We start from the raw sequence: 10,451 nt of genomic DNA, 5'->3' as shown, positions 1-10,451 counted from the left end.
CCCCGCCCCGGGAGAGGCGGCGCCGGTCATCACCCGCCGCATCGGCCGCACCGGGCGCGAGGTCACCGCGCTCGGCCTCGGCACCTTCCTCACCTTCGACCTGCTGCCGGGCGCCCCGCGCGACCGGCTGCGCGCGGTCATGGCGCGCTATGTCGAGGGCGGCGGCGGGGTGGTCGACACCTCGCCGCTCTACGGCTCGGCCGAGGCCAGCCTCGGCGCCTTCCTGTCGGAGATGCCGGCGGCGCGCGACCTGTTCCTGGCCAACAAGATCTGGTCCACCGGCGAGTATCTGGGCGACACCAGCCATGCGGCGCGCAGCCTGGAGCAGTCCCGGCTGCGCGTCTGGCGCTCCGCCATCGACCTGATGCAGTGCCACAGCCTGACCAACGCCCCGGTCATCGTGCCGCTGCTGCGGGACTGGAAGCGCGACGGGCTGATCGGCCATGTTGGCGTCACCCACCATGAATCCGGCTTCCAGCCGGCGCTGGCGCGCTTCGTCGAAAGCGGCGCGGTGGATGTGGTGCAGACCAACTACTCGATCTACGACCGCGCGGCGGAGGCGCGGCTGCTGCCGGCGGCGGCCGACCAGGGCGTCGGCGTGCTGGTGAACCTGCCGCTGGAGAAGGCGCGGCTGATGCACATCGTGCGCGGCCGGCCGCTGCCCGGCTTCGCGGCCGAGTTCGGCGCCGCGAGCTGGGCGCAGTTCTTCCTGAAATGGGTGATCGCCCATCCGGCGGTGAGCTGCGTGCTCTGCGGCACCTCCGACCCGGCGCACATGGCCGACAACCTCCAGGCGATGCGCGGCCCGCTGCCGGACGCCGCCCTGCGGCAGCGCATGCTGCGCCACATGGAGGCGATCCCCGGCTTCGGCACGCTCGGCGCCATGCCCTGGTATCCGGGCAAGGACAGGCTCTACCAGGGCCTGATCCGCCAGGCCCAGGCGCGCGCCGGCCGGGCGGGGTGATCCGCCCACGCCCGCGCTCACCCGCCGCGGGCGCGGGCGATGATCTCGCCGAGGCGCTGGCGCGCCCGGGGCGGCAGGGCGTCCGGCAGGGCGGCCTCCTCCACCGGCCCGTCGCCCACCTGCACCAGCATCACCATGCCCATGGCGTAGTGCGGCACGCACTGGATGCCGTAGGTGCCCGGCACGGTGAAGGCGACCTCGATCTCCTCGTCGATGCGGCCGCGGAAGGGGGTGGCGCCCGGCGGCAGCATGGCCGGGATGGTCGCCGCGTTGTGCGTCGCATGGGTGGCGATGAAGCGCACGCGGTCGCCGGGCCGCAGGCGTAGGAAGTCCGGCTCGTAGACCATGCCGCCGCTGGCGTTGCGGTTGAGCATCTTCACTTCATGGACCTCGGCCCGGGCCGGCAGGCCGCTCAGCAGCAGGGGCAACAGGGCCAGCGCCAGGGAACGCATCGGCGTGTCCTTCAGGTCAGGGGGTGGAAGCGGAGGAGGCGCGCGCCATCGGCGGGGTCGGTCAGCACCGTGGCGCGCACACCGAACACCGCGCGCAGCAGGTCGGGCGTCAGCACCGCCTCCGGCGCGCCCAGCGCCACCAGCCGGCCCTGGTGCAGCACGCCCAGCCGGTCGCAGGCCATGGCCTGGTTCAGGTCGTGCAGCGCGATCACCGTGGTGACCGGCAGCGCCGCCACCAGGCCGAGGATGGCGAGCTGGTGGTGGATGTCGAGATGGTTGGTCGGCTCGTCCAGCAGCAGCAGGCGCGGCCGCTGCGCCAGGGCGCGGGCGATGTGCGCGCGCTGCCGCTCGCCGCCCGAGAGGGTGGCCCAGTCGCGCGCCGCCAGACCGCCCATCTCCACCGCGGCCAGCGCCTCGGCCACGATGGCGTCGTCCTCGGCCGACCAGGGGCGCAGCGCCGAGAGCCAGGGGGTGCGGCCCAGCTCCACCGCGTCGCGCAGGGTGATGCGGTCGGCGGTCTCCGCCTGCTGCTCGACCAGGGCGAGGCGCTGCGCCACCTGCCGCCGCCCGAGCCGCGCCATCGGCACGCCATCCAGCCAGACCTGCCCGGATTGCGGCGGCAGCAGGCCGGCGAGCAGCCGCATCAGGGTGGATTTGCCGGAGCCGTTGGGGCCGATCAGGCCGAAGGTCTCGCCGGCCGCGACCTCCAGGCTGACGTCGCGCAGGATCGGCGCGCCGCGCGCCGACCAGGACAGGCCCTCCGCGCGCAGCCTCACCGCGCGGGTCTCCGCCGCACCAGGATCAGCGCGAAGACCGGCGCGCCGACCAGGGCGGTGATGACGCCGATCGGCAGCACCTGGCCCGGCACCGCGATGCGCGACAGCACATCGGCGCCGACCAGGAAGAGCGCGCCGATCAGCGCCGCCGCCGGCACCAGCCGGACATGCCGCACCCCCACCAGGAAGCGCGCCGCATGCGGCACCACCAGCCCGACGAAGCCGATGGCGCCGACGATGCTGACCATCACCGCGGTGGCCAGCGAGGCGCCGCCGATCAGCAGCGCCTGCACCCGCCGCACCGGAACGCCGAGCGCCTGGGCGGAATCGGCGCCGAAGGTGAAGGCGTCCAGCGCGCGGGCGTGCCACAGGCAGAGCAGCGTGACGGCGAGCGCCACCGGCACCGCCAGGGCGGCGCTGTCCCAGCGCGCGCCGCTGAGATTGCCCAGCAGCCAGAACATGATGCCGCGCGCCTGCTCGGCGCTGGCCGAGCGGGTGATGATGAAGGCGGTCAGCGCGTTGAACAGCTGCGCGCCGGCGATGCCGGCCAGCACGATCTGCCCCGCCGCGCGCGGCCCGACACCGCCGCCCGAGGCGCGCGCCAGCAGCGCCACCAGCCCGAAGGCCGCCAGCGCGCCACCGAAGGCGCCAAGCGAGAGCGACACCGCCCCGGCGCCGACTCCCGCCACCGTCACCAGCACCGCGCCGGTGGAGGCCCCGGCCGAGATGCCGAGCAGATACGGATCGGCCAGCGCGTTGCGCAGCAGCGCCTGCAGGATCACGCCGGAGACGGCGAGCCCGGCGCCGCAGCAGGCGGCGACGATGGCGCGGGTCAGCCGGTAGTTCCAGACGATGCCCTGGTCGATGCGGTCCAGCGGGTAGCCGGCGCCGAACAGCCTGTTGGCCAGGGTCTGCCAGACGGTGGCGACGGGGATCGGCGTCTCGCCGATGCAGATCCCGGCCAGCAGCGCGGCGGCCAGCAGCGCCGCGATGCCGAGCGCCCGCAGCAGCCAGCGCCCGGCCAGGCGCGCCAGCGCGCGCCCCGGCGGCGGCGTCACGGTTGCAGCTGGGCCATGGCGTCGGTCAGCGCCTCCAGCCCGCCCACCAGGCGGATCGTCGCCTGCATGGCGTGCGCGTCGAGGATGACGATGCGGTTCTGCCGCACCGCGTCCATCTCCCGCGTCACCGGGTCGGCGCGCAGGAAGGCCAGCTTGCGCTCCACGTCATCGGCGGGGAAGCGGCGGCGGTCCATGCGGGCGACGACGATGACCGAGGGGTTGGCGCGGGCGATGCTCTCCCAGCCCACGGTCGGCCATTCCTCGTCCGACTGCACCACGTTGCGCAGGCCGAGGCTGCGCATCATGTAGCCGGGGATGCCCTTCCGCCCCGCCACATAGGGGTCGAGGTCGAGATCGGCGGAGGAGAACCAGAACACCGCCGAGGCATCGGCCAGGCGCAGCGCGCGGGCGCGCGCCACCGCCGCCGCCTCGCGCGCGCGGAGATCGGCGACCAGGGCGGCGCCCTGCGCCTGGCGGTCGAAGATCGCCGCCAGCTGGCCGATGCCCTTGTAGATCGATTCCGTGCTGAAGGGCGCGGTGCGCGTGCCGTCGGCCCCCACGAGGTTGTTCTTGCCCTCGCAATCGGCCGGCATGATGTAGGTGGGCACGCCGAGGGCGTGGAACTGCTCGCGCGTGCCGACCACGCCCTGCGCGCCGACCATCCATTCGAACTGCGTCGCCACCAGCCCCGGCCGCCGGCCGATGACCGATTCGAAGGAGGGCGCGTTGTTGTCGAGCCGCGGCACGCGGTCGTTCTGCGCGCGGAACTCGGGCAGCACCGCGTTGAACCACAGCGCCGTGCCGGCCATGCGCTCGCCCACGCCGAGGGCGTAGAGGATCTCGGTGGCCGACTGGCCGATGGTGACGGCGTTGCGCGGCGCCGCCTCGAAGCGCAGCGTCTGGCCGCAATTCTCCACGCTCAGCGGATAGGCGGTGGGCTGCGCCCGGGCGCCCTGGACGGGCAGCGCCAGGGGCAACGCCAGGGCCAGCACCAGCAGGCCGGCGCGCAGCACGGCCGATCGCCCCGCAAGGCGAGACAAGCAGATCATCGACATCCTCCCCGGACACCCCGCCGGTCAGTTCGTTGCACCTGCCGGCAGGTCTCCTGACTGGCGGGTCACCGCCCGCTCCGGCCTTCCCGGGATGCGATCCCAGTGGCGTGTTCGGAGCGGGCTCGCCGCCTACAGTTGCGGGGGCAGTTCCGTTTCCTCGGCCTGGCGGGCCTTGGGCGGATTCCCTGTTAGTTCCTCTCGGAAACCGGCGCCTGTCTGGTAGAGGGCGCGGCGGCGGATGGCAAGGGCGCGGGGGCGGTTGGGCCGCGCCGCCCGGCGGCGATGGGCCGCTTCGAACGCACTTCTCCCGGCCCGGGTCAGGCCCGGGCGGGCGTCGCGTGTCGCGGGAGAGGCCAAAAAAGAAAAAGCCCTTCGATATGAAGGGCTTATTTCAGAGAGAATGGCGTCCCCAACGGGATTCGAACCCGTGTTACCAACGTGAAAGGCTGGTGTCCTAGGCCTCTAGACGATGGGGACAAGGCCATGTTCGCCGCCGCCCGGCGGGGCCGTGGCGAAGCGGGCGCTTAGTAACCCGGCCCCGCTGGCCCGTCCAGAGGGAGGCGCGCGGTTTTCCTGTGGAAATCCGCCGCCGGCCCACGCGCCAGGGCAGGCTCAGGCCGGCGCCCCATCCTGCACATGCAGCCCGGCGGAGACATTGCCATTCCAGTGCTCGGCGCGCAGCGCGCCGGCCAGGTGCACCGGCACGCCACGGCTGTTCAGCAGCAGCTCGGCCAGCGGGCCCTCCTTGGCGCGGAAGCAGATGGCCTTCAGGCGGCCACCCCCCTCGCCTTCCAGGAAGGCGCGCACCGTGTTGCCCTCCTTGCCCACCCGGTCGGCGCGCACCACGCGGACGCGGGGGAAGATGAAGACCGGCTCCTCATTGCCGGCGCCGAAGGGGCCGAGGCGCGCGACCTGCGTGGCCAGCTCGGCCGTCGCCGCCGGGACGCGCAGCGTGCCATCCACCACCAGATCGGCGCTGCCCGGCAGATCGGCGGCGTGCGACAGGCGCTCGTTCAGGAAGGCGTGGAACTCCTCCTGCCGCTCCAGACGGAACGAAAAACCGGCGGCCATGGCGTGGCCGCCCCCCGTCTCCAGCAGGCCGGATTGCCGCGCCGCGATCACCGCGGCCCCCAGATCGATGCCCGGCACCGAGCGGCCGGAGCCTTTGGCGAGGCCGTCGGAAATACCGGCGACGCAGGTCGGGCGGTTGAACTTCTCCTTCACCCGTCCGGCGACGATGCCGACCACGCCGGGATGCCAGCCCTCGCCGCAGATCAGCAGCACCGGATGGCCGGCCCCGGCCTGGGCCTCGGCCTGGGCGAAGGCGGCGGCCAGCACCTCGCTCTCCACCTCCTGGCGGCGGCGGTTCACCGCGTCCAGCCGCTCGGCCATGATGCGCGCCTCCACCGGGTCGTCGCAGGCCAGCAGCCGCAGGCCGAGATCCGGCTCGCCGATGCGGCCCGAGGCATTGATGCGCGGCCCCAGCAGGAAGCCCAGCGTGTAGGCCGAGGGCGCCTCGCGCGCCTGGGCGACCTCGAGCAGCGCGGCGATGCCGGGGCGCTCGCCGCGCGCCATCACCTTCAGCCCTTGCGTGACGAAGGCGCGGTTCAGCCCGGTCAGCGGCATCACGTCGCAGACGGTGGCCAGCGCCACCAGGTCGAGCAGGTCGCGCAGGTCGGGCGGCTCGCGCCCCTCGAAGAAGCCGCTGCGGCGCAGCGCGCGCAGGGTCGCGACGGCCGCCATGAAGCTGACCGCGGCGGCGCAGAGATGCTTGAGGCCCGAGCCGCAATCCAACCGGTTCGGGTTGACCGCGGCGGCCACCACCGGCACCGGCCCCTCGGCCTTGTGGTGGTCCAGCACCACGACATCGGCGCGGCCGCGCGCGGCCTCCAGCGCCGCATGGGCAGCGATGCCGCAATCGACGCAGACCAGCAGCGTCGCCCCGCCATCGCAGAGTGCTGCGATGGCGCCGGGATTGGGGCCGTAGCCCTCCTTCAGCCGGTCGGGCACGTAGTGGCGCACCGGGCAGCCGAGATCGCGCAGGAAGCGCAGCATCAGCGCGCCGGCCGAGGCGCCATCGACATCGTAGTCGCCGAACACGGCGACCGGCTCGCGCGCCCGCACCGCCTGGGCCAGGCGCTCCGCCGCGCGGTCCATGTCGACCAGCACGGAGGGATCGGGCAGCAGCGCGCGCAGCGTGGGCTCCAGGAACAGCGCCGCCTGCTCCGGCGTCACGCCGCGCGCCGCCAGCAGCTGGCCGAGCAGCTCCGGCAGATCAAGGCGCTGCGCGATGGCCATGCCGATGCGCGTATCGGCCTGGCGCCACACCCAGCGCCGCCCCAGCACCGAGCGGGTGACGCCGAGCACGGCCTCACCCGCCGGATCCGTCATGCCCGTGGAATCAGGAAGCAAAGTCGCCCGGCTTCAGGCTGAAATTGTGGTGCCCCTCGATATAGCGCACCGTGCCGGTCTTGCTGCGCATGACGATGGAATGGGTGTAGGCGGCGGTGCCGCTGCGGCGCACGCCATGCAGCATCGGGCCGCCGGTCACGCCGGTCGCCGCGAACATCACATCGCCCTTGGCCATCTGCTCGGCGGTCAGCTTGGCATGCGGGTCGGTCAAGCCCATGCTGCGGGCGCGCTCGATCTGCCCGTCATCCTCATACATCAGCCGGCCCTGCATCTGGCCGCCGATGCAGCGCAGCGCGGCCGCGGCCAGCACACCCTCCGGCGCGCCGCCGGAGCCGAGATACAGGTCCACACCCGTGCTCGGCTGCGACACGGCGATGACGCCGGCGACATCGCCATCCGGGATCAGCATGATGCGGGCGCCGGCCTCGCGGCAGGCCTTGATGATGTCCTTGTGCCGGTCGCGGCCGAGGATGCAGACGACGAGATCGTTGATCTCGACCTTCTTGGCCTTGGCCAGCTCGCGCAGGTTCTCGGCCACACCGGCGTCGAGGTCGACGACGCCCGCCGGCAGGCCCGGGCCCACCGCGATCTTGTCCATGTAGATGTCGGGCGCGTGCAGGAAGCCGCCATGCTCGGCCACCGCCAGCGTCGCGATCGAGTTCGGCCCGCCGGTGGCGCAGATATTGGTGCCTTCCAGCGGGTCGACGGCGATGTCGACCTCGGGGCCGCCGGAGCCCACCTTCTCGCCGATATAGAGCATCGGCGCCTCGTCCATCTCGCCCTCGCCGATGACGACGGTGCCGCTGATGGCGATGGTGTCGAAGGCGCGGCGCATCGCGTCCACCGCGGCGCCATCGGCGGCGTTCTTGTCGCCGCGGCCGATCCAGCGGCTGGCGGCCAGCGCCGCGGCCTCGGTGACGCGCACCAGTTCGAGGGCGAGGTTGCGGTCTACGGGGGTGGTATCGCGACGCATGGTGGCTCCTGTTCGTCCCGGTGCGGGGCCTGCGCGGGAGATGGCCCCGCCCAGGCTGCCCGGCTCAACGCTGGTCAGAGGGTTTCGATGCGGATCAGCGCCGGCGGTTCCAGCACCGCCTCCAGCGCGGCGATGCGCGCCAGGGCGGCGCGCATGGCGGATTCGCGGCAGGCATGGGTGGTCAGCACCACCGGCACCGCCTCGCCCGGCGCGCGGCCGCGCTGGATCATGGATTCGAGGCTGACGCCGTTGTCGCGCAGCACGCCGGTGACATCGGCGATGACGCCCGGCCGATCCAGCACCATCAGCCGCAGGTAATAGGCGCCGTGATGGCTCTCCATCGGCTGGGCCGGGCTTTCCGACAGCGCAGCCCCCGCGGCACCCCAGACCGGGGTGTGGCGGCCGCGCGCGATGTCGATCAGGTCGGCGGCCACCGCGCTGGCGGTGGGGCCGGCGCCGGCGCCGCGGCCTTCCAGCACCACGCGGCCGACCGCGTCGCCCTCCGCCACCACGGCGTTGAACACGCCATCGACGCGGGCGATCGGGTGGCTGGCCGGCACCATGCAGGGATGCACGCGCGTCGCCACCCCGGCCTCGCCCGTCTCGGCGATGCCGAGCAGCTTGATGCGGTAGCCCAGCTCCCCGGCCAGCTTGATGTCGAGCGCGGTGATGCCGCGGATGCCCTCGACATGCAGCGCGCCGAAATCGACCGGGCGGCCGAAAGCCAGCGCCGCCAGGATCGCCAGCTTGTGCGCGGCGTCCACGCCGTCGATGTCGAAGGAGGGATCGGCCTCGGCATAGCCGAGCTTCTGCGCCTCGGCCAGCACATCGGCGAATTCGCGGCCCTGCTCGCGCATGCAGGTCAGGATGTAGTTGCAGGTGCCGTTCAGGATGCCGGTGACGCGGCGGATGCGGTTGGCGGCCAGCCCCTCGCGCAGCGCCTTGATGGCGGGGATGCCGCCCGCCACCGCTGCCTCATAGGCCAGCGCCACGCCGCGCGCCTCGGCGGTTTCCGCCAGCGCCGTGCCGTGCAGCGCCAGCAGCGCCTTGTTGGCGGTGACCACCGGCTTGCCGGCCGCCAGCGCCGCCTCGACCAGGGCGCGGGCCGGGCCCTCGCTGCCGCCGATCAGCTCGACCACCACATCGACCTTGGGGTCGGCGGCCAGCGCCACCGGATCCTCGTACCAGCGCAGTCCTTCGAGCGAGACGCCGCGGTCGCGGCTGCGGTCGCGCGCCGAGACGGCGGTGACCACCACGGGCCGGCCGGCGCGGGCCGCGATCAGCGCCGCATTGTCGCGCAGCAGGGCGAGCAGACCGGCGCCGACCGTACCCAGGCCGGCGACCGCGACGGAAAGCGGACGCGTCATTCTTTCACCAGTTCAGCAGGGGCGGGCTCGGTGAGCGGGCCGCCATTGTCGGTGGCCAGGAAGCTGCGGATGCCGCGCAGCGCCTGGCGGATGCGGTGGGTGTTCTCCACCATGGCGATGCGCACATGGCTGTCGCCATGCTCGCCGAAGCCGAGGCCGGGGGCCACCGCCACCTTCGCCTTGGCCAGCAGCAGCTTGCTGAACTCGACCGAGCCGAGCGCGCGGTAGCGCTCCGGGATCTCGGCCCAGACGAACATGCCGGCCTCCGGCACGGGGACGTCCCAGCCGGCCTGCTTCAGCCCCTTCACCAGCACGTCGCGGCGCTCGCGGTAGAGCTTGCGCATCTCCTCGATGCAGTCCTGCGGCCCGTTCAGCGCGGCGGTGGAGGCCACCTGGATCGGCGTGAAGGCGCCGTAGTCCAGATAGGATTTCACCCGGGTCAGCGCGGCGATCAGGCGGCGGTTGCCGGCGGCGAAGCCCATGCGCCAGCCGGCCATGTTGTAGGTCTTGGACATGGAGGTGAACTCCACCGCCACATCCTTGGCCCCCGGCACCTCGAGGATCGAAGGCGGCACCCGGTCGCCGTAATACAGCTCCGCATAGGCCAGATCGGAAAGAACAAAGATCTCGTGCTTCTTCGCGAAGGCGACGATCTCGCGGTAGAAATCGAGATCGGCCATCAGCCCGGTCGGGTTGGACGGGTAGTTGATGATCAGCGCCGTCGGCTTCGGCACCGAATGGCGCACGGCGCGGTCCAGCGCCTCCAGCATCGTCTCGTCCGGCGTGTGCGGCACGCTGCGCACCGAGGCGCCGGCGATGATGAAGCCGAACTGGTGGATCGGGTAGGAGGGGTTCGGCACCAGGATGGTGTCGCCCGGCGAGGAGATGGCGGCGGCGAGGTTCGCCAGCCCTTCCTTCGAGCCGAGGGTGGCGACCACCTCGGTCTCCGGGTCCAGCTCCACATTGAAGCGGCGGGCATAGTAGCCGGCCAGCGCCCGGCGCAGCCCGGGAATGCCCTTGGAGGCCGAATAGCCATGCGTGTCGGGGTTCTGCACCGCCTCGACCAGCTTGGCCACGATATGCGGCGGCGTCGGGCTGTCCGGATTGCCCATGCCGAGATCGACGATGTCCTCGGCCGCGGCGCGCGCCCGGGCCTTGGCCTGGTTCACCTCGGCGAACACATAGGGCGGCAGGCGGCGGATGCGGTGGAATTCCTCGGTCATCGTCCAAGTCCGTGTGAATCGGGGCCGCGACCATAGAGCAGATCGCGGCGGCGCGGAAACCGCCGCGCGGCCCCGGTCAGGGTTGCGCCACGAGGTGGCAGGTCGGTCAGAGGCGCGGCGCGGCCGGCACGCCGCCCGGCTGCAAGGCGGGGGCCTCCGGCGCCGGAGCCAGCA

Annotated in this window: 9 protein-coding genes, 1 tRNA gene and 1 riboswitch; of the genes, 1 reads left to right on the top strand and 9 read right to left on the bottom strand. The window is 72.9% G+C overall.

The features are described 5' to 3' along the window. Nucleotides 1-964 (top strand): aldo/keto reductase (locus tag HMPREF0731_RS10905; RefSeq protein WP_007004174.1); only part of this gene is annotated, 964 nt, incomplete at its 5' end. Between the two features lie 17 nt (nt 965-981). Here HMPREF0731_RS10905 and HMPREF0731_RS10900 read toward each other — a convergent pair. From HMPREF0731_RS10900 to HMPREF0731_RS10860, 9 genes are all read right to left on the bottom strand, one after another. Further along, on the bottom strand, nt 982-1,416 hold the full coding sequence (locus tag HMPREF0731_RS10900) for a pseudoazurin (RefSeq protein WP_007004173.1): 435 nt from the start codon (nt 1,414-1,416) through the stop codon (nt 982-984). A gap of 11 nt (nt 1,417-1,427) precedes the next feature. After that, a complete protein-coding gene (locus HMPREF0731_RS10895; protein WP_007004172.1) occupies nt 1,428-2,192 on the bottom strand; it encodes an ABC transporter ATP-binding protein in 765 nt (254 codons plus the stop codon). Then, nucleotides 2,189-3,250 carry a FecCD family ABC transporter permease gene (locus HMPREF0731_RS10890; protein ID WP_007004171.1) on the bottom strand — a complete coding sequence of 354 codons (1,062 nt, stop codon included), beginning with the start codon at nt 3,248-3,250 and terminating at the stop codon, nt 2,189-2,191. The genes HMPREF0731_RS10895 and HMPREF0731_RS10890 overlap by 4 nt, the downstream gene beginning before the upstream one ends. Next, nucleotides 3,247-4,263, bottom strand: coding sequence for an ABC transporter substrate-binding protein (locus HMPREF0731_RS10885; protein ID WP_040612674.1), 1,017 nt, complete (start codon nt 4,261-4,263; stop codon nt 3,247-3,249). The genes HMPREF0731_RS10890 and HMPREF0731_RS10885 overlap by 4 nt, the downstream gene beginning before the upstream one ends. 65 nt (nt 4,264-4,328) lie before the next feature. Further along, nucleotides 4,329-4,527: riboswitch (cobalamin riboswitch) on the bottom strand. Between the two features lie 176 nt (nt 4,528-4,703). After that, nucleotides 4,704-4,779: transfer RNA gene (locus HMPREF0731_RS10880), tRNA-Glu, on the bottom strand. 135 nt (nt 4,780-4,914) lie between these two features. Continuing rightward, nucleotides 4,915-6,693, bottom strand: coding sequence for a single-stranded-DNA-specific exonuclease RecJ (gene recJ / locus HMPREF0731_RS10875; RefSeq protein ID WP_040612673.1), 1,779 nt, complete (start codon nt 6,691-6,693; stop codon nt 4,915-4,917). Nucleotides 6,694-6,703: 10 nt separating this feature from the next. After that, nucleotides 6,704-7,687 (bottom strand): class II fructose-bisphosphatase, encoded by a 984-nt coding sequence (gene glpX / locus HMPREF0731_RS10870; RefSeq protein ID WP_007004168.1) that lies wholly within the window; start codon nt 7,685-7,687, stop codon nt 6,704-6,706. A gap of 74 nt (nt 7,688-7,761) precedes the next feature. Then, nucleotides 7,762-9,054 (bottom strand): homoserine dehydrogenase, encoded by a 1,293-nt coding sequence (locus HMPREF0731_RS10865; RefSeq protein WP_007004167.1) that lies wholly within the window; start codon nt 9,052-9,054, stop codon nt 7,762-7,764. Then, entirely contained in the window at nt 9,051-10,277 is a 1,227-nt protein-coding gene (locus HMPREF0731_RS10860; protein WP_007004166.1) for an LL-diaminopimelate aminotransferase, read from the bottom strand. The genes HMPREF0731_RS10865 and HMPREF0731_RS10860 overlap by 4 nt, the downstream gene beginning before the upstream one ends. Between the last annotated feature and the right edge of the window lie 174 nt (nt 10,278-10,451).

It is taken from the genome of Pseudoroseomonas cervicalis ATCC 49957 (genome assembly GCF_000164635.1).
In the GTDB taxonomy this organism is placed as follows: Bacteria; Pseudomonadota; Alphaproteobacteria; order Acetobacterales; family Acetobacteraceae; genus Pseudoroseomonas; species Pseudoroseomonas cervicalis.
The sequence above is the reverse complement of the archived record's forward strand: the minus strand, read 5'-3'. Positions and strand labels throughout refer to the sequence as shown.